The following is an 18,147-nucleotide window of genomic DNA, read 5'->3' as shown; positions in this document are numbered from 1 at the left end:
AATCCCCTCAGCCGAGCGGCAGCACCGCCCGGATGTCGCCGAGCCCCCGCGCCACCAGCAGGTCACCTCCGCCGCCCAGGCCGCCCCACGCGCCCGCCTCGGTGTCCCACCTGCGCCACACCCGGCGGTCGGTCGCCACGGTGACGCGGGCGGACTCGCCGGCCGCCACGGTGACCGCGGCCCACCCGGCCAGGCGTACCGGCTGATCCAGGTCGTCCGGCTGCAGGTAGACCTGGACCACCTCGCGGCTGGCCCGGTCGCCGGTGTTGGTCACCGTGACGGTGACGGCCGGGGAGTCGCCGCTGATCAGGCGGGCGTCCGCGTACTCCCAGCGGCCGTAGCCGAGGCCGTGGCCCAGCCAGAAGGCCGGCTCCGGGGCCCGGCCGGCGAAGTGCCCGCGATAGCCGAGGAACGGGCCCTCCTCGTACGCGAGGACACCGTCGGCCGGGGTCACCGACCACGCCGGGCTCTTGCCGTCGTCCTTGGGGAACGTCGTCACCAGGCGCCCGGCCGGCTCGACCGTGCCGAGCAGCGCCGCCGCGACCGCGTGTCCCGCCTCCTGCCCCGGCAGGCCGGCCCAGAGCACCGCGTCCACGCGCTCGCGCCACGGCATGATCACCGGGGTGGCCGCGTTCACCACCACGACCGTGTGCCGGGCCGCGCCCGCCACGGCCTCGACCAGGGCGTTCTGGGCGCCCGGCAGGTGCAGCGTCTGCTTGTCGGCCGCCTCGGTCTCCTGTTCCTCGGTGAGACCGACGACGACCACCGCCACGTCGGCCGAGGCGGCGGCGCGGACGGCATCGTCGATGACGTCCACGGTCTCGCGGGACGCCTCGTGCCCGATCAGCCCGAACTGCCCGGCGCCGCCGAACACCTGCGTGCCGGCGGGGAGCTCGACGGTCGCCTCGAACAGGATGCCGTCGCTCACGTCGTACACCTGGGTGGAGATCGGCGGGGTGAGCACCTCCTCGCCGAAGCTCTTGCCGGAGGTGCGCAGCTCGAACGACCGCTCGTCCTCCCCGGCCCGGACCGTCCACCGGCCGACGCCGAGCACGCCCAGCTCGACGGCGCCGGCGCGGGTGACGATCCCGGACAGGACGGCCGTGGCCACCGTGCCCGCGAAATCGTCGTCCATGCCGACCATGGTGGTGGCGCCCGCGACGTGGCGCTGCTCCAGCTCCGTGCCGCTCGCGTCGCGCAGGACGACCCGGATGCCGGGCTCACCGGTGACCGGGTCGGTGAGGAAGCCGCCGCGGGCGGGCACCGGCCGGGTGCGCACCTCGACGCCGTCCACCACGGTCAGCCGGTCACCCAGAACCGCGCCGAGGCCCTCCGCCACGCTCACCTGGTACGGCGGGTTGACCTGCGCGGAACCGCCGCCCATCCCGATCGTCTCGACGGCGTGCCGCCCGATCAGCGCCACTTTCAGCGCCGGGTCCAGGGGCAGGACGCCGCGCTCGTTGCGCAGCACGGTCATGCCCTGGGCGGCGAGGCGGGTCAGCTGCTCACGGCGTACGGGGCTGTCCGGGGCGGGCAGGCCGGCGGGGCGATCGCGGGGTTCGCCCAGCGCACCCACCCGCGCGGCGAGCAGCAGCAGGCGGCTCACGTGGTCGTCGATCACGGACTCGTCGACCTCGCCGGCGCGGACGGCGGCCACCAGCGCGTCGCCCCACGGCCCGTCCGGGCCCGGCATGACCAGGTCAAGCCCGCCGTTCGCGGCCGCCGCGGCGGTGCGGGTGGCGAACCAGTCCGACATGATCAGCCCGCGGTATCCCCACTCGCCCTTGAGGATCTCCGTGTTCACGTGGCGGTGCTCGGTCGCGGTGACCCCGTTGACCGAGTTGTATGCCGCCATCACCGACCACGCGTCGGCGTCGGCGATCGCGATCTCGAAGGGCAGCAGGTAGACCTCGCGCAGCGTCGCCTCGTCGAGCACGCAGTCGACGGCGTTGCGGTCGGTCTCGCTCTCGTTGGCCACCAGGTGCTTGAGCGTGGCGCCGACACCCAGCTCCTGTATGCCGCGCACGTACGCCGCGGCGAGCCGCCCGGTCAGCAGCGGATCCTCGGAGTACGCCTCGAAGAGCCGCCCGCCCAGCGGCGAGCGGTGCAGGTTGACGGTGGGGCCGAGCACCACGTGGATCCCCTGCGCCAGCGCCTCCTCGGCGAGCAGCCGGCCCACCTCGGCCAGGCTCTCCTCGCTCCAGGAGGAGGCGAGCAGGGTGGCGTTGGGCAGCAGCGCCACGACCCGGCCGCCGCTGAACTTCAGGCCGCGGACGCCGGTGGGGCCGTCGGAGAGCCGTACCTCACCCAGCCCGATCGACTCCCGCGGCGCCAGCGTGAAGGACGTCGCGCCGGTGAGCAGAGCCACCTTCTCCGGCAGGTCCAGCGCCTTCACGAGGGCGGCGTGGTCGGACTCGGGTGCTGTGCTCATGGGCCCTCTTCGGAACTGACACGTGTAACTTGCTCGTTTCAGTACCGTAGACAGCAGCGAGTGCCCACGGCAAGACCGCCGGGAGGTCAGCGCCATGAACGACGTCACGCCCCGCCGCGTCACGAGCGCCGACGTCGCCCGCCTCGCGGGCGTGTCCCGGGCGACGGTCAGCTACGTACTGAACAACACCCCGCACCAGACCATCTCCGCGAGCACGCGCGCCCGCGTCCTGGACGCCGCAGCGGGCCTCGGCTACGCCCCGTCGGCCGCCGCGCGGACGCTGCGCACCGGGCGGTCGGACGTGGTCCTCTGCCTGCTGCCGGACTGGCCCATCGGCCACGAGGTGGGTGCGCTGCTCGCCCACCTCTCCGCCGGGCTGGACCAGGCCGGCCTCACGTTCCTGGCGCACCCCGGCACCCGGCGCCCCGCCGGCCACCTGTGGCGCTCGATCAACCCGGCCGCCGTCCTCGCCTTCCGGCGCTTCTCCGCCGAGGAGACCGAGTCCATGCGCGCGGCGGGGGTCGCGCCGGTGGTGGCTCCGCTGAGCCGTCCCGGCACCCCGGAGGGGCCCCAGCAGCGCATCGGCGACCTCCAGGCGGCGCATCTCGCGGCGGCCGGGCACAGCCGGATCGGGTACGCGTACCCGGACGACGACCGCGTCCGCGGCTTCGCCGAGCCCCGCCTCGAGGGGGTCCGCGCCCGCTGTGCCGAGCGGGGGCTGGCGCCGCCGCAGGTGCAGACGGTCCCGCTGGAGGCCGAAGCGGCCGCCGGGGCGGTCCGGGAGTGGTGCGCGGCCGGGGTCACCGCGGTGTGCGCGTACAACGACGAGGTCGCGATGGCGGTGCTTGCCGGAGCGCGGCGGTCCACGGACGAGCCGTCGAGCCTGGCCGTGATCGGGGTGGACGACATCCCGGCGGCCCGCCTCGCCGAACCCGCCCTGACCACGGTGACCACCGACCGGGCGACGGTGGCCGCACACCTGGTGGCGGCGGTGCTCGCCGCGGTGCACGGGGAGCCCGACCCGGTCCTGGACCTGGCCGACGCCATCCGCGTCGTGGTGCGCGCCTCCGCCTGAGTGGGCACGGCTACACCGCGGGCCAGGGCCAGCGGCCCGGGTCGTCCAGGCCGCCCGCCGCCGCGAACGCCGGGCCCAGCTGGTCTGGGCCGGCGCCCGCCGCCAGCGCCGCCATCAGCAGGATCCGGGCCTTCCACGGGTCCAGCAGCCCGGCCGGGATCAGGCCGCGGGCCAGCAGGTCCCGCTCCGAGCCGGGATAGGCGTACGTGGCGGACAGCACCGGCCCGGCGAGCGTGCGCGACGCCAGCACGACGGGGATCCGGGACACGGCCGCGGCGAGCGGATCGACCCACCATCGGGGCAGGTGCCCCGCGCCGAACGCCGCGACCACCAGCCCGCCGGCGTCCGCCGGGATCACGGGCGCGTCCTCGCCGAGCGCCGCGACGACCACCGGGACCCGCGGCACCCGCTCGCCCCGGGGCACCACGAATCGCGCCGGTGGCGGGCCGCCGAAATGCACCGACCCCTCCACCAGGTGCCCGGCCGGTCCGCCCGCCGCGGACTCGAACGCCGACACCCGCGCCGAATGGGCCTTGCGGACCCGCGCCGCCGCATGCACCTCGTCGGCGAAGGCCACGAGCACCCCACGCCCCCGCGCGGCCGGGGAAGCGGCGACGGTGACCGCGGCGAGCAGGTTCGCCGGCCCGTCCGCCCCGGCCAGCGCCGGGTTGCGCATCGCGCCCGTCACGACCACCGGCTGCGGGCCGTCGTGCAGAAGATCCAGCAGGTACGCGCACTCCTCCAGGGAATCCGTGCCCTGGGTGACCACGATCCCGTCCGCGCCGTCCGCGAGCAGGCCGGCGACCGTACGCGACAGGGCCAGCACGTCGCCGACCCGCAGCGACGAGCTCGGTTCGTTGCGGACGTCGACGAGCCCCAGGTCCACCCCGAGTCCCGCCAGTCCGGGCACCGCCGCGGTGAGCTCGCCGGTGGTGAGCGCCGGAGCGACGCCGCCGCCGGGCGTGGCGGTCATAGCGATCGTCCCGCCCATCCCGCACACCATGATCCGCGTCATGACCGAGACCCTACGACGGGCGGCAACGTCCGGTGTGGATCCGACCGGGAGGGGTACGCGGCGGCGTGCCCGAACCGCCCCGATCTTTCGCGTATCATCCGGCACTCGACGGCGTCCGCGCCCTCGCCGTCGGCGCGGTCCTGATGTTCCACGGCGGTGTGGCCGCGGTCGGCGGCGGGTTCCTCGGCGTCGATGCGTTCTTCGTGCTCTCCGGTTTCCTGATCACCTCGCTGCTGCTCGCCGAGCACCGCGACTCCGGGCGCATCGACCTGCCGGCCTTCTGGGCGCGCCGGGCCCGCCGGCTGCTGCCGGCATTGCTGCTGGTTCTCGGCACGGTGGTCATCGTCGGCCGCTGGACCCTCGCCCCCGAGGAGCTGCCGGCCCTGCGGACGGACGCCCTGGCCGCCGTCGCCTACGTCGCCAACTGGCGGATGATGTACCGGGGTGGCGGCTACTTCGCCGAGACGGCCGCCCCGTCGCCGCTGCAGCACACGTGGTCACTCGGCATCGAGGAGCAGTTCTACCTGTTCTGGCCGCTGTTCCTGACGCTCGTGCTCGTGCTCGCCCGCCGCCGGGGGCACGGCGTGCTGCTGGGGGTGTGCGGCGCCGGTGCCGCGGCCGCCGCGTTCGCCGCCGCGCGGCTCTTCGACCCGGCCGAGGTGGACAGGGTCTACTACGGGACGGACACGCGGGCGACCGCCCTGCTGGGCGGTGCGGCGCTGGCCGTCGTGCTGAGCGGACGGACGCCTCGGGCCGATGCGTCACCGGCGGCCCGGCGGCTGCTCGGCGGATTCGCGGCCGCCGGCGCTGCGATCACCGCCTGGTTGTGGGCCGACGCGGACGGCACCGACGCGTGGCTGTACCCGGGCGGCCTCGTGGTGGCCGCACTCGCCGTCGTGGCGGTCCTCGCGCACGCCGTGGTGTCTCCCCGGTCCCCGACGGCCCGGTTGCTCGCCTTCGGCCCGCTGGTCCGGCTCGGGCGGATCTCGTACGGCGTCTATCTCTGGCACTGGCCGCTGTTCCAATGGCTGAACGCCGGACGCACCGGCCTGAGCGGCTCCTGCCTGCTCCTCGTCCGGGTGACGGCGGCACTGGCCGCGGCCGCCGCATCGCATCTCCTGGTGGAGCGGCCGCTGCGGCACGCCCGCGGGCTCCGGCGCCCGATGCTGACGCCGGCGGCCGCCTGCGGGGCGACGGCCGTGACCGTGGTCGTCGCCCTGCTGGCCACCGCGCCGCCCGCGAGGGCACCGGCGCCCGTCATCGACCTCGACCGGGCGCTAGCGGTGCCCACCGCCGAGCCGGGTCACCGCCTGGCACACGCGCTGCCGGCGTCACCGCCTCCGGTGCGGCGTCCCGGCCGCCGGCCCGGCGAGCAGCCCCGGATCAGCATCTTCGGGGACTCGGTCGCCTGGACGCTGGGTACGTACCTCCCGCCACAGACCAGACTGGACGTCGAGTCCCGCGGCGTGCAGGGCTGCGGCATCGCGCGGCTGCCCGACATCCGGTACCTCGGGGTGGCGCATACGAATTATCCGGGATGCGAGAACTGGGACCGGCGCTGGCGGAGCGGCGTCCGCAGGGACGACCCGGACGTGGCGGTGATCCTGCTGGACCGCTGGGAGCTGATGGACCGCCGGCTGGACGGGCGGTACCAGCACGTCGGTCAGCCCGCGTACGACGCGTACCTGCGTAAGGAGCTGGACCTGGCGATCGGCATCGTCACCGCGCGGGGCGCCCTGCCGGTGCTGCTCACGGCCCCGTACACCCGCCGGGCGGAACGGCCCGACGGTGGCCTCTGGCCGGAGGACCAGCCGCAGCGGGTCGACGCGTGGAACGCCCTGCTGCGCGACGCCGGGAAACGCCATGGCGCCGTGGTCATCGACCTCAACCGCCGCGTGTGCCCGGACGGTGAGTTCACCTGGCGGGCGGGCGGCGTACGGATCCGCAGCGACGGCCTGCACTTCACCCCCGAAGGGGTACGCGCGTACCTCGCGCCGTGGCTGCTTCCGCAGCTGGCGCGGCTCGCCGTCGGGGGCCCGCAACGATGAGCGGGCATTGCCAACAGACGCACAGGTACCGCACAAGTGCACCTCAGTCTCGGCGCGAAGAGTGGGCTCCGACGGAAAAGGAACGGCTTGGGGGAGTCCGAGATGCTTGTGCAGCTGAACCGCAGCGACCAGAACCGGGCGTTCGCGCCGAACTCGACCGCCGTGCCGGTACCCGGCCTCGACCGGCAGCGCACGGACCCGGTCGTGGTCGTCCTCGGGCAGCCGGGACGCGTCGCCGCGCTCGGCCCGCACCTGCCGGCCGGCTGGACCGTACGCCTGGCCGCGGACCCCGCGGACGTCCGTCCTGACGAGATCGTGCTGATCAGCGGTGCCCGGGAGCCGGACGTCCGGGCCGCGCGGGCGGTGCTGTCCGCGCGGACCCGGGTGGTGGCCCTCGTCGACGAGGACGCCCGGGCGGAGCTGGTGGCGGCCGTGCTGACCGGGGGCGCGGACGCCTGCGTGCGCGGCGGCCAGCCGGCGATCCTCGCCAGCCATCTCGTCGCCTGCCGGCGCCGGCAGCTGACCGATCGGTGGCTGAATGTGGCGGCTGCGGTACCGGCCGCCGACTGACGGCTTAATGATTGACACATGCGAAGGGATTGATGCTTTCCTGAGAACTTCCCTAGGCTGAGGGCCTCGATGGCTCTCACCGGGGGAGACGGCCCTGGACACCGATGCACGGCTCGCGGCGACCACCCTGTTCGGCAGGGCGCCGCTGCTCGCCGCCGTGGAGGACCGCCTGGCCGCAGGCGGTGGGGTGGCGCTGCGCGGTCCGGAGGGGATCGGGAAGACGGCGGTGCTCGACGCGGTGGCCGCCACGGCCGCGGCGCGGGGCGAGCTGGTCGTGCGGCTACGGCCGGCCGCGGCGGAGCGGCTCCTCCCGTACGCGGGGATCGCCGACCTCGTGGCGCAGATGCCGCCGGACGCCGTCGCCGCCCTGACCCCGGCGCACCGAGCGGCCCTGGCGATGCTGAGTCAGGGCGCGGCACCGCGGGCGGGTGCTCCCGCCCTGGCCCGCCGGATGGTGCTGCCCGGCCTGCTCGCACACTGCGCCCGGACCCGGCCCGTGCTGTTGGTCCTCGACGATGTGCAGTGGCTCGACGCCGAGTCGGCCGAGCTGATCGGCTTCGCGATGCGCCGCCGCCCGGGGCCGCGGGTCCGGGTCGTCGCCGCGCAGCGCTTCCCGGGCGAGGGCGGCCGGCACCGCGCGACCCGGCTGTGCCCCGCTCCCGTGGCGGACCTGGTGGTTCCTCCGCTGGGCGCCGGCGATCTGACCGCGCTGCTCGAGGCCCGGGGGCTGCCCTGCCGCACCGCCGCCCGGCTGCACGAGGCCAGCGGCGGCAACCCGTTCCTGGCGCTGGCGCTCGGCGCGGTCGAGCCGGGACCCGTCTGGCGGCCGGCGCCGCTGCCCGAGGCGGTACGCGCCCTGCTGCGCCGCCGCGTCGCCGCGCTGCCGCCGCCCGTCACCGGCACGCTGCTGGTCGCGGCGCTGGCGACCGAGCCGACGCTGACCGTGCTCGTGCGCGCCGGTCACGAGGACGCCGACCGGGACCTGCGGATCGCCGCCGAGGCCGGGGTGGTGGAGATCGACGGCGAGCTGATCCGGTTCACGCCACCCGCGCTCGCCGCCGTGCTCGCCGAGGACGCCGGGGCGGCCCGCCGGGCCGGGGTGCACGACGCGCTCGCCAATGCGGCGCTGGACGAGACGGTGGCGGTGCGGCACCGGGCACTGCGCAGCGGGCGGCCGGACGCCGACGTGGCCCGCGACCTGGTCGACGCCGCCGCGCGGGCCCAGCGGCGCGGTGCCGGCCGTACGGCCGCGGAGCTGTTCCTGCTCGCCGCCGACCGCTGCCCGCGCAGCCTCGCGGCGCAGCGCTTCGACTGGCTGGTCACCGCCGCGGGCACCGCTGCCACGGCCGGAGCTCCCACGGTCGCCGGGCGTGCCGCCGAGGCGGTCCTCGCCGCCGCCGACGCTCCGCCGGCGCACCGCGTCCGGGCCCGGCTCGTGCTGCTCGACCTCGCCGGTCAGGCGCTGGCCGGCATGGGCGAGATGTTCGCCGGCGCGCTCAACGACGCGGGCGCCGACCCGGCCCTGCTCGCGCCGGTGCGGCTGCGGCTGACCTGGGCGGCGATGATCGGCGGGGATGCGGACGCCGCCGCGACCTGCGCCGCCGAGTCGGCCGCGGCGGCGCGATCGGCGGGGGACCGGACGACCGAGGCGATGGCGCTGAGCGCCCTGGCCCAGGTGCAGCGGCTGCGCGGCGAGCCCCGGTGGGAGAGCACCCTGCGGCGGGCGCTGCTCCTGCCGGCCCCGCAGGTGCCCGGCTGGCTGCACCTGAGCCCCCGCTACCTGGCGGCGCGTTTCGCCATGATGGACGACCGGCTGGACGAGGCCCGGGCCGAGCTGCTCGTCCTGCTGGCCGTCGCCGAGCACGACCGTACGGGGGAGGCGCTGGTCGAGATCCTGCGCAGCCTGTCCGAGGTGGCCACCCGCGCCGGCCGCTGCCGCGACGCCCTGCGGTACGCCCACCGCGCGGTCGCCGCCGCCCAGAACGCCGGCCTGAGCCCCGGCCCGACCTGGTACACGGCGGCCGTCGCCGAGCTGGCCGGGGGCAGTCTGGCCGCCGCCTGCGGGTACGCCGACCGCGGCGTGCGGGCCTCCGAGCAGGAGGGCGACAGCCTCTACCTGCGCCGCAACCTGCACGCCCTCGGCCAGGCCCAGCTGCGCACCGGCGACATCCGGGCCGGGGTCGCCACCCTGCGCCGGCTGCGCGACCTGGAGGGCGGCGGCGCCGCCGACCCGATGATCGTGCGCTGGCAGGGCGACCTCGCTGGCGGCCTGGCGGCGCTCGGCGAGCACGACGAGGCTGTCGCGGTGCTGGCCGACGCCCGCGCCGGTGCCGAGCGGCTCGGCGCCACCCCGGCGCTCGGCGGGTACCTGGACCGGGCCACCGCGATGGTGCTGTCCGAGCAGGGCCGGGCCGACGCGGCGGTGGTCCTGTCGGCCACGGCGGCGCGGCATTTCGCCGAGCTGCGCCAGCCCCTGGAACAGGCGCACGCGCTGCTGGTGCAGGGCGGGGCGGAGCGGCGGCGCCGCAGGTACGCGGCCGCCCGGGTCGCCCTCGGCGCGGCGCTGGCCCTGTTCCTCGCCGCGGACGCGAAGCCGTGGACCGAGCAGGCCGAGCGGGCGCTGGCGCGTACCGAAGGATCCGCCGCACCCCCGTCCGACCTGGGCCTGACCACCACCGAGGCGCGCATCGCCGCGCTCGTGCGGGACGGGGCCAGCAACCGCGAGATCGCCGGCCGGCTGTTCCTGAGCGTCAAGACCGTCGAGGCCACCCTGACCCGGGTCTACCGGAAGCTCGGAGTGCGTTCGCGGACCCAGCTGTCGCAGAAGCTGCCGACAAGGGTTTTCCCCGATTCGGTGACCGCCGTCGATGCATAGCGTCATGGCTGGAGCAGCCTAGGTGCCCCCAACCCCCGGGGCATCGCGCCCAGGCCTCGCCCCGATCGGGTCGAGAAAAGGAGTACCAGCGTGGGACGCAGAAAACTCATCCCGGCCGCCGCGGCACTCGCCGCCGGAGCCGCGCTGACGCTGGCGGCGACGCCGGCCTCGGCGCAGCCGCAGACCCCCAGCCCCACTCCCGCCCCCGCGGCCCTGGCCGCGTCGGCGGCCGACCGGCTCGTCGGCAGCGCCGGAACCTCGTCGCTGCTGCGCCGTGCCGACGGCGACGCCCTCAAGCGCACCGGCGTCGTGCAGGGCACCCGCGGATTGCAGTACGTGACGTACGCCCGGACCTTCAAGGGATTGCCCGTGGTCGGCGGCGACGTGGTGGTGACCACGGACGCGGCCGGCACCGTCAAGGACACCGCGGTCGCGCAGACCGCCCCGATCGCCGTCGGCACCACCGCGACGGTCAGCGCCGCCCGGGCCGCCGCCACGGCCCGGGCCCGGCTGGCCGAGGTGGACACCGCGGCCGCACCCCAGCTCAAGGTGCTCGCCTGGGGCGCCCCGAAGCTCGTGTACGAGAGCGTCGTCGCGGGCCGTACGGCGCAGGGCCGGCCGAGCCACCTGCACGTCTTCGTCGACGCGCGCACCGGCAAGGTGGTCGACCAGGTCGACGACGTCCGCGAGGGCACGGGCAACGGCTACTACTACGGCACGGTAACCATCAACACGTCCGGCTCCGGGTCGTCGTACTCGATGACCGACCCCACCCGTCCCGGCCTCAAGTGCGGCGGGCAGAACGGCTCGGCGTACACCGGCACCGACGACGTATGGGGCAACGGCTCGGGGACGAACCTCGAGACCGCCTGCGTCGACGCGATGTGGGGTGCGCAGCGCGAGATCGACATGCTGGCCGCCTGGTTCAACCGCAACGGCATCCAGGGCAACGGCAGCAACCCGCCGATCCGGGTCGGGCTGAACGACGTCAACGCCTACTGGAACGGGTCGTACGTCAACTTCGGCCACAACCAGGCGAACACCCGCCAGGCCACGCCGATCGACGTGGTGGGCCACGAGCTCGGTCACGCGGTGTTCCAGTACACCCCGGGCGGCGCCGGCAGCGGCAACGAGAACGGCGGCATCAACGAGTCCACCGGCGACATCTTCGGCGCGCTGACCGAGGCGTACGCCAACAGCCCGCTCGACCCGCCGGACTACAGCGTCGGCGAGGAGGTGGACCTGGTCGGCGACGGCCCGATCCGCTACATGTACAACCCCTCGCTGGCCGGCGACCCCAACTGCTGGTCCACGTCGATCCCGTCGACCGAGGTGCACTCCGCGGCCGGTCCGCTGAACCACTGGTTCTACCTGGTGGCCGAGGGCACCGCGCCGACCGACGGCCAGCCCGCCAGCCCCACGTGCAACTCGTCGTCGGTCACCGGCATCTCGATCCGCAAGGCCGGTGAGATCTACTACAACGCCATGCAGGCGAAGACCTCGACCTGGAAATACGCCAATATCCGTACGGCTACGCTCAACGCGGCGAAGAATCTCTACCCGAACAGCTGCACCGAGTTCAACACGGTGAAGGCGGCCTGGAACGCGATCAGCGTGCCGGCGCAGAGCGGCGAGGCGACCTGTACGGGCACCCCGTCGAACGACTTCTCGCTCTCGGTCTCGCCCGCGTCGGGCAGCGTCGCCGCGGGCTCGTCGGCCACCACCACCGTCGCCACGGCCACCACGGCCGGCTCGGCGCAGACCGTCACGCTGAGCGCCTCGGGCCTGCCCAGCGGCGCCACCGCGACGTTCAGCCCGGCGTCGGTGACCTCCGGGTCGTCGTCCACGCTGACGATCGCGACCAGCGCGTCGACCCCGTCGGGTACGTACGCGGTGACCGTCACCGGCACCGGCTCGGCCACGCACACCGCCACCTACACGCTGACCGTCACCGGCGGCCCCGGCGGCGGCTGCTCGGGCACCAACGGCACGGACGTCTCCATCCCGGACGCCGGCCCGGCGGTGACCAGCACGATCACGATCAGCGGGTGCGGGCGCAACGGCTCCGCGACGTCCACTGTGGCGGTGAACATCCGGCACACGTACCGCGGTGACCTGGTCGTGGACCTGGTCGCGCCGGACGGGACGTCGTACCGGCTGAAGAACAGCAGCCTCTTCGACGGTGCGGACAACGTCATCGCCACCTACACCGTGAACCTGTCCGCAAAGGCGGGCGACGGCGCCTGGAAGCTGCAGGTCCGCGACGTGTACAGCCAGGACACCGGCTCCATCGACACCTGGACCCTGACCCTCTGATTTTGCTCTGCTGTGGTGTAAAACACTGAGGAGTCCTGACCAGGCAATCAGCAACACAGAGTGACCCGGGCTACAGCATTTCGGTGGCCCGGGTCACGTCTGGATCGAATGTTTTACCTGCTTGATTTGTTGCGGTAGTCCGAAGCGGCGATGCTTTTCTCATCACCTTCCGTAAGGAGAACGGACTATGCACCTCCCGAACAGGATCAAGGACGCGCGCGTCAGCCTGTCGCACCGCCGCACCGAGCGGCGGGCCCACCGTCAGCTGAGCGCGGAGCTGGCGGCGTTCCGCACCCAGGCCGAGCGCGCGGAGCTCGACCTCATCCTCGGCCGCTACGACGAGGCCGACACGGCCCAGATCCGCGAGATCCTGAACCAGCAGGACTACGAGCGCCAGCGCACGCGGATCGCCATGGGCGGCTATCGCGCCTGACGGCTGGGGTCCTCCTGCGGGGCATGCGCCCGCAGGCTACCGGCGTGGGCCTTCGCCGACGGATCCCGGCGGGTCTTGGCCAGGCTGGCCACGGTCGTGATCACCAGGACCACCAGGATGACGCCGAGCGAGACCGGGGTGCCGATCACCGGGGCGTCGTGCCAGACGTCCTCGTGCAGCCAGTGCAGCACCAGCTTGACGCCGATGAACGCGAGGATCAGCGACAGCCCGGTGGAGAGGTAGACGAGCCGGTCCAGCAGACCCTTCACCAGGAAGAACAACGCCCGCAGGCCCAGCAGGGCGAAGGCGTTGGCGACGAAGACGATGTACGCCTCCTCGGTCACGCCGAAGACCGCCGGGATGGAGTCGAGCGCGAACAGCAGGTCGGTGCTGCCGATGGCGATGAGCGTAATGAACAGCGGGGTGGCCATCCGGCGGCCGTCGATCCGGGTGAAGAGCTTGCCGCCGGCGTACTCGTCGGTGACCGGGAAGAGTCGCTTGCTGGCCTTGACCAGCGCGTTGTCGTCGACGCTGGGATCCTCGTCGCGGTGCCGGAAGAGCTGCACCGCGGTGTAGATCAGCAGCAGGCCGAAGATCAGGAACATGAACGAGAAGAGCGACAGCAGCGTCGCACCCAGCGCGATGAAGATGACCCGCAGCACCAGCGCGATGATGATGCCGAAGGTCAGCACCTTCTGCTGATACTTCTCCGGCACCGCGAAGGTGCTCATGATGATGACGAACACGAAGAGGTTGTCGACCGACAGGCTCTTCTCGACGATGTATCCGGCGAAGTACTCGGTGCCGTAGTCCCACCCGGCGACCTGGGCGAACACGACGCCGAAGGCGAGCGCCACGGCGATGTAGAAGACCGACCAGGCGGTGGCCTCACGGAATCCGACGGCGTGCGGGCGCAGCACGCCGAGGGTCAGGTCGAGGGCGAGCAGGGCGACGATGACCGCGATGGTCAGCGTCCAGCCGAGCGCGGTGACCTCCAGCATCAGGGAGAAACCTCCGTGCATCGTGGGGGGATGTACCCAGAATCCCTGGTCACGCTGGGAGGATCCTGAAAACGGCGGCTCAGTTCGCCTGGAAGGAGCGCTTCGCCAGGCCCATCCAGAAGCCGTCGATCGGCTGCTCGGGGCTCTGCTCCGGGTCGCCGGACGCGCCCAGCGTCAGGAACATCGGGGCGAAGTGCTCGATCGTGGGATGGGCGTACGGCATGCCGGGCGCCCGGCTGCGGAAGTCCGCCAGCTCGTCCACGGCGCCGCGGGCGAGGGTCTCGGCGGCCCACGCGTCGAACTCGCGGGACCAGCCGGGAGCCTCCGCGTCGGTGCGGAAGTCACGCAGGAACGGCAGGCCGTGGGTGGTGAAGCCGGAACCGATGATCAGGACGCCCTCGTCCCGCAGCGGGGCGAGCCGGCGGCCCAGCTCGAGCAGCCGGTCCGGCTCCAGGGTGGGCAGCGACATCTGCAGCACCGGGATGTCGGCGTCCGGGTACATGACCGTCAGCGGCACGTACGCGCCGTGGTCGAGGCCGCGCCGGGTGCGGGCGACGTGCTCATTGTCCGGCATCAGCTTCTCGATGCGGTCGGCGAGCGCGGGCGCTCCGGGGGCCCGGTACTGCACCTCGTAGTAGCGCCGGGCGAAGCCGCCGAAGTCGTACACCAGGGGGACGGTCTCGGTGGCACCCAGCATGAGCGGCGCCGACTCCCAGTGCGCCGACGCCACGAGGACGGCCTTGGGTCGGGGCAGGCCGGCCGCGAGGTCCTGGAGCTGCGCCACCCAGGCCGGGTCGTCGACCAGTGGCGGGGCGCCGTGGCTGAGGAACAGCGCGGGCATGGTGCTCATCGGGACCTCCGTTGACGCTTCAACTATCTGACGTCCACGGTACGCCGATTTACTTGAGGCGTCAACTAAATGTCAGGCGTCCCTCCCAGCCGCCCAGGATCGAATGAGCGTCGGCGTCGAGCACATCGGCGAGCAGCATGGCGTACACGTCCCGGAAGTCGACGGTGTGGCGCAGGTCGCCGTCGTCGAGGTCGGTGAGACCGGGCGGTTCGCCGTACAGGCCGCCGGGAATGCCGTCGCCCATGAGCAGGACGGAGGAGGCGGTGCCGTGGTCGGTGCCGTCGGAGGCGTTGGCGCGTACCCGGCGGCCGAACTCCGAGTAGACGGCGACCACGACCTTGCGGCCGGCCATCCGCTCCGCGAACGCGGCGAGCGGCTTGTCGAGGCTCGCCAGGATCGCCTCCTGGGCGCTCTTCTCGTCGGCGTGGAAGTCGAAGCCGCCGAGCGAGACCGAGTAGACCCGGGTGGCCGCGCCCGCCTCGATGCAGCGCGTGACCAGGGCGAGCTGCCGGTCCAGGGGCGGGGCCTGCCCGCCCGTCGCCGTCGCCGGCTGCTCGCTGCCGTCCTCGTCCTCCTCGTCCGGGACCGCCTCGTCGACCAGGTCCTGCACCCGGATCAGGTCGGCGTAGCAGGCCGCCGCCCGGGCCCGGCCGGCCGACTCGCCCGCCGCCGGGGCGCCGAACCCGGCCAGCACCTTGTCGTCCACGCCGCGCGGCAGCTTCAGCGCGCCGCCCGGCACGGTGGCGCCGGCGCTGGTCGCCCCGGCCAGCAGCGGCGGGAGCACCGGCTCGAAGGAGACGGCCAGGCGAGGATCGCCGCCCGCCCGGTCCAGCCAGCGGCCGAGCCATCCGGTGTTCTCCGGGCGCTCCGGGTTCGCCGTCTGCCAGATGTCCATGGAGCGGAAGTGACTGCGGTCCGGCCGGGGATAGCCGACCCCTCGCACGATCGCCAGCCGGTCGTCGCCCCACAGCCGGTGCAGCCCGGCCAGCCCCGGATTCAGCCCGAAGCCCTCGGCGAGCGGCAGGACCTGGTCCGGCCCGTAGGCCATCGACGGCCGGTTGGCGGCGTAGGCCGGGTCGGCGTACGGGATGACGGTGTTCAGGCCGTCGTTGCCCCCGTAGAGCGTGACCAGCACGAGGATCCGCCCGGCGGCAGCGTCGTCCCGGAAACCGAGGATGTCCCCGAGGCCGTACGCGGTGCCACCGGCCGCGAGGGCACCCGCCGCGACGACGCCGCTGGCCGTCAGGAACCTGCGCCGCGTGATGCTGTCCATGCCGCTCTCCTCAGTGGACGGTGTACTCGGGACTCGCCAGGCCGAGCGCCAGGAGGCGGCGCGGCTCGGCGGCGCCTCCGGTCAGCACGGCCCGCGTCCGGTCGCTCCAGGCGTCGACGACGAGCATCCGCGCCAGCGCGTCGACCCGGTCGCCGCGCGCGGCAGCGCTCAGCCTTTCGACGGCCTCCGGTGCGAGCCCCGCCAGCGCCTGGCCGGTGCGGAGCCGCGCCTGCGCCGACGAGGTGGTGAGCCACGCCGTGCCGACCGGCCAGCCGCCCACGCTCGGCGGCCGGAACGGGATCTGGCCCAGCGCGCGCAGGCCGCCCAGGATCGGGCCGCGCTTGTTCTCCGGCAGGGCGCCGAGGTCAACGCCCAGCTGGCGTACCGCGCCGATCATCCACTCGACCGGCTGCTTCACCAGGGTGCCGTTGGTCGCGGCGAACGCCTCGGCGCCGGCGAGCGCGCGCAGCATCCCGGTCGTGGTGCGCTCCGGTGCGGAGGTCATCCGAGCGGTGGTGGCGGCGTCCGGGCCGGTGCCCGAGGCGTACCGGATCCAGAGCCGGCGTGCCAGGAACGGCAGGTGCGCCGGGTGGTGCACGAGCAGGTCGGCGTACGAGTCGGTGTCGAACGCCGCGGTGCGCCCCAGCAGCGTGACGGGGCCGGGATCGTGGCGCGCGGGGACGAACGTCGCCGTGGTGGCCGTCCGCGCGGCCCGCCAGCCGGTGAGGACGCGCGCTCCCGCCTTGACGTCGTTCTCGGTGTAGGCGCCGACGCCGAGGGTGAACAGCTCCATCAGCTCGCGGGCCAGGTTCTCGTTCGGTGCCTGGCGCGTGTTGCGCTGGCCGTCGAGCCACAGGATCAGGGCGGGGTCGCGCAGCATCGCGCGCACGAGCGGGCCGCTGCCGCCACCGCCGTACTGCCGCAAGGTGCGGTGCTGGGCGAGCATCAGGGCCGCCGAGCGCACCTTCCGCACCGAGGTCGCCCAGTGCCCGTGCCAGAAGAAGGTCAGCTTCTCGGCCGCACCCGGCGCCGACGCCATCCGCGAGACCCACCACCAGGTGGCCTCGGTGGCCTGCCGCCGTGCGTCCTGCCGCCCCTCCTTGCCGGGGCGGAACGGTCCGGGTTCCGGGATCGGCACGGTCGCGCCGATCCCGGCGAGTGCCTTCTCCACGGTGGCCGGCACGCCGGCCCGGACCGCCGCGTCGACCTCGGCCGCGGTCGGCCCGAACGTCAACCGGCGGAGCAGGTGGGAAACCGTGCTGCGGTCCGTCATGCCGCTGACGCTAGGCCCGGCGTGTAAGCGATCGGTAAGGACGATATTCGATGCCCGTCAAGACTTACGGCCATGACGTCCTGGTTAATTCCGTCCACAGTGTCACACGCATAAGCCCAGGTCAACGCCCTTGTGCACGATGCATCGAAGCTTTGACCACTCTGGACATTGCGCCGGGTAGTCGAGCGCTGGCAAGCTACGCGTTGTTGTGCATACGCCGCTCACCGTAATGGTCGGCGGTGACTGTGCCCTGCTTCCGCCCGTACCCGAGACTGCCGGTGACCGCGACCGGCGGTCATCCCGTCATGCCCCGAGGGATTGATTCCGTGTCGTCATCGCAGCTGCCGCTCGCCGATGACCTGTACCTCGCCGCCCACGACTCGCCCCGCGGCCGCTGCGTGCTGACCCCCGCCACCCTCGGGCTGGGGCTCGCCGCCGGGCTGCTCGCCGAGCTCGTCCTGTGGCGCCGTCTCGACCTGCGCGAGAACCACGTCGTCGTGATCGACGACGAGCCGACCCCGGACCCGGCCACCGCCGCCGTCCTCGGCCAGCTCCTGCGCGAACCGCACCACCGGCGCATCCGCGACTGGATCTCCTTCCTGGCCACCGGGGTCGCCACCGACCTCGTGGAGCGCCGCCTCGCCCGGGCCGGTCTCGTGCACCGCAGGGAGAAGCGCGGCCTGCTGGGCACCAAGGTGCGCTTCGAACCCGTCGACTCGACCACCGCCGGCTGGCCCGGCACCCGGATCCGCATCTCCGCGACCCGGGGCGAGCTGCTGGACACCTCCGATCTCGTGCTGACCGGGCTGATCCTCGCCACCGGCCTCGACCAGCACGTGCTGGTCACGCTCGAAGCCCCCGAGCGCGATCACCTGTTCCACCAGCTGCGCCGGCGCCTGCCGGCCATGCTGCAGCACCTCGTCGGCCACGCAGAGGCCGCCGTGGGCGACGCCGTGATGGCCCGAAGGGCCTGACCACCCCTCCTCC

13 protein-coding genes are annotated in these 18,147 nt (G+C 73.9%); 7 read left to right on the top strand and 6 right to left on the bottom strand.

Going from position 1 to position 18,147, the window contains the following annotated elements:
- Positions 1-7: 7 nt before the first annotated feature.
- Complete coding sequence (locus tag ACIBO8_RS29945) at positions 8-2,431, bottom strand: beta-glucosidase (protein ID WP_396118693.1); 2,424 nt, start codon at positions 2,429-2,431, stop codon at positions 8-10.
- A gap of 94 nt (positions 2,432-2,525) precedes the next feature.
- Here ACIBO8_RS29945 and ACIBO8_RS29940 point away from each other — a divergent pair, with 94 nt between their 5' ends.
- Entirely contained in the window at positions 2,526-3,506 is a 981-nt protein-coding gene (locus tag ACIBO8_RS29940; protein WP_396118692.1) for a LacI family DNA-binding transcriptional regulator, read from the top strand.
- Positions 3,507-3,516: 10 nt separating this feature from the next.
- Here ACIBO8_RS29940 and ACIBO8_RS29935 read toward each other — a convergent pair whose 3' ends face one another.
- Positions 3,517-4,521 carry an asparaginase gene (locus ACIBO8_RS29935; RefSeq protein WP_396118691.1) on the bottom strand — a complete coding sequence of 335 codons (1,005 nt, stop codon included), beginning with the start codon at positions 4,519-4,521 and terminating at the stop codon, positions 3,517-3,519.
- A 65-nt stretch (positions 4,522-4,586) separates the two neighbouring features.
- Here ACIBO8_RS29935 and ACIBO8_RS29930 point away from each other — a divergent pair, with 65 nt between their 5' ends.
- The 5 genes from ACIBO8_RS29930 to ACIBO8_RS29910 all read left to right on the top strand — a co-directional run bounded on the left by ACIBO8_RS29930 (position 4,587) and on the right by ACIBO8_RS29910 (position 12,763).
- Positions 4,587-6,569 carry an acyltransferase family protein gene (locus ACIBO8_RS29930; protein ID WP_396118690.1) on the top strand — a complete coding sequence of 661 codons (1,983 nt, stop codon included), beginning with the start codon at positions 4,587-4,589 and terminating at the stop codon, positions 6,567-6,569.
- Between the two features lie 102 nt (positions 6,570-6,671).
- Positions 6,672-7,139 (top strand): hypothetical protein, encoded by a 468-nt coding sequence (locus ACIBO8_RS29925; protein ID WP_396118689.1) that lies wholly within the window; start codon positions 6,672-6,674, stop codon positions 7,137-7,139.
- A gap of 94 nt (positions 7,140-7,233) precedes the next feature.
- On the top strand, positions 7,234-10,014 hold the full coding sequence (locus ACIBO8_RS29920) for an AAA family ATPase (protein WP_396118727.1): 2,781 nt from the start codon (positions 7,234-7,236) through the stop codon (positions 10,012-10,014).
- A gap of 90 nt (positions 10,015-10,104) precedes the next feature.
- Positions 10,105-12,330 carry a M4 family metallopeptidase gene (locus ACIBO8_RS29915; protein ID WP_396118688.1) on the top strand — a complete coding sequence of 742 codons (2,226 nt, stop codon included), beginning with the start codon at positions 10,105-10,107 and terminating at the stop codon, positions 12,328-12,330.
- A gap of 187 nt (positions 12,331-12,517) precedes the next feature.
- A complete protein-coding gene (locus ACIBO8_RS29910) occupies positions 12,518-12,763 on the top strand; it encodes a hypothetical protein (protein WP_396118687.1) in 246 nt (81 codons plus the stop codon).
- On the opposite strand, the gene ACIBO8_RS29905 is transcribed toward ACIBO8_RS29910, so the two are convergent.
- The 4 genes from ACIBO8_RS29905 to ACIBO8_RS29890 form a co-directional block, all read right to left on the bottom strand.
- The gene (locus ACIBO8_RS29905; protein WP_396118686.1) at positions 12,751-13,764 is read right to left on the bottom strand and encodes a TerC family protein; all 1,014 of its coding nucleotides are present in this window, start codon (positions 13,762-13,764) and stop codon (positions 12,751-12,753) included. The genes ACIBO8_RS29910 and ACIBO8_RS29905 overlap by 13 nt on opposite strands.
- 79 nt (positions 13,765-13,843) lie before the next feature.
- Positions 13,844-14,614, bottom strand: a complete 771-nt coding sequence (locus ACIBO8_RS29900) for a dioxygenase (RefSeq protein ID WP_396118685.1) — start codon at positions 14,612-14,614, stop codon at positions 13,844-13,846.
- A gap of 61 nt (positions 14,615-14,675) precedes the next feature.
- Positions 14,676-15,887, bottom strand: coding sequence for a DUF1501 domain-containing protein (locus ACIBO8_RS29895; protein ID WP_396118684.1), 1,212 nt, complete (start codon positions 15,885-15,887; stop codon positions 14,676-14,678).
- 10 nt (positions 15,888-15,897) lie between these two features.
- Entirely contained in the window at positions 15,898-17,160 is a 1,263-nt protein-coding gene (locus ACIBO8_RS29890; protein WP_396118683.1) for a DUF1800 domain-containing protein, read from the bottom strand.
- A 326-nt stretch (positions 17,161-17,486) separates the two neighbouring features.
- Here ACIBO8_RS29890 and ACIBO8_RS29885 point away from each other — a divergent pair, with 326 nt between their 5' ends.
- Positions 17,487-18,134 carry a GPP34 family phosphoprotein gene (locus ACIBO8_RS29885; protein WP_396118682.1) on the top strand — a complete coding sequence of 216 codons (648 nt, stop codon included), beginning with the start codon at positions 17,487-17,489 and terminating at the stop codon, positions 18,132-18,134.
- Positions 18,135-18,147 lie beyond the last annotated feature (13 nt).

The organism is Actinoplanes sp. NPDC049681 (genome assembly GCF_044465265.1).
GTDB lineage: Bacteria > Actinomycetota > Actinomycetes > Mycobacteriales > Micromonosporaceae > Actinoplanes.
The sequence above is the reverse complement of the archived record's forward strand: the minus strand, read 5'-3'. Positions and strand labels throughout refer to the sequence as shown.

Coding starts and splice junctions, on each gene's coding strand:
- ACIBO8_RS29940 (WP_396118692.1), top strand. CDS start 2,526: ATGAACGACGTCACGCCCCGCCGCGTCACGAGCGCCGACGTCGCCCGC.
- ACIBO8_RS29925 (WP_396118689.1), top strand. CDS start 6,672: ATGCTTGTGCAGCTGAACCGCAGCGACCAGAACCGGGCGTTCGCGCCG.
- ACIBO8_RS29935 (WP_396118691.1), bottom strand. CDS start 4,521: ATGACGCGGATCATGGTGTGCGGGATGGGCGGGACGATCGCTATGACC.
- ACIBO8_RS29890 (WP_396118683.1), bottom strand. CDS start 17,160: ATGACGGACCGCAGCACGGTTTCCCACCTGCTCCGCCGGTTGACGTTC.
- ACIBO8_RS29895 (WP_396118684.1), bottom strand. CDS start 15,887: ATGGACAGCATCACGCGGCGCAGGTTCCTGACGGCCAGCGGCGTCGTC.
- ACIBO8_RS29945 (WP_396118693.1), bottom strand. CDS start 2,431: ATGAGCACAGCACCCGAGTCCGACCACGCCGCCCTCGTGAAGGCGCTG.
- ACIBO8_RS29900 (WP_396118685.1), bottom strand. CDS start 14,614: ATGAGCACCATGCCCGCGCTGTTCCTCAGCCACGGCGCCCCGCCACTG.
- ACIBO8_RS29910 (WP_396118687.1), top strand. CDS start 12,518: ATGCACCTCCCGAACAGGATCAAGGACGCGCGCGTCAGCCTGTCGCAC.
- ACIBO8_RS29905 (WP_396118686.1), bottom strand. CDS start 13,764: ATGCTGGAGGTCACCGCGCTCGGCTGGACGCTGACCATCGCGGTCATC.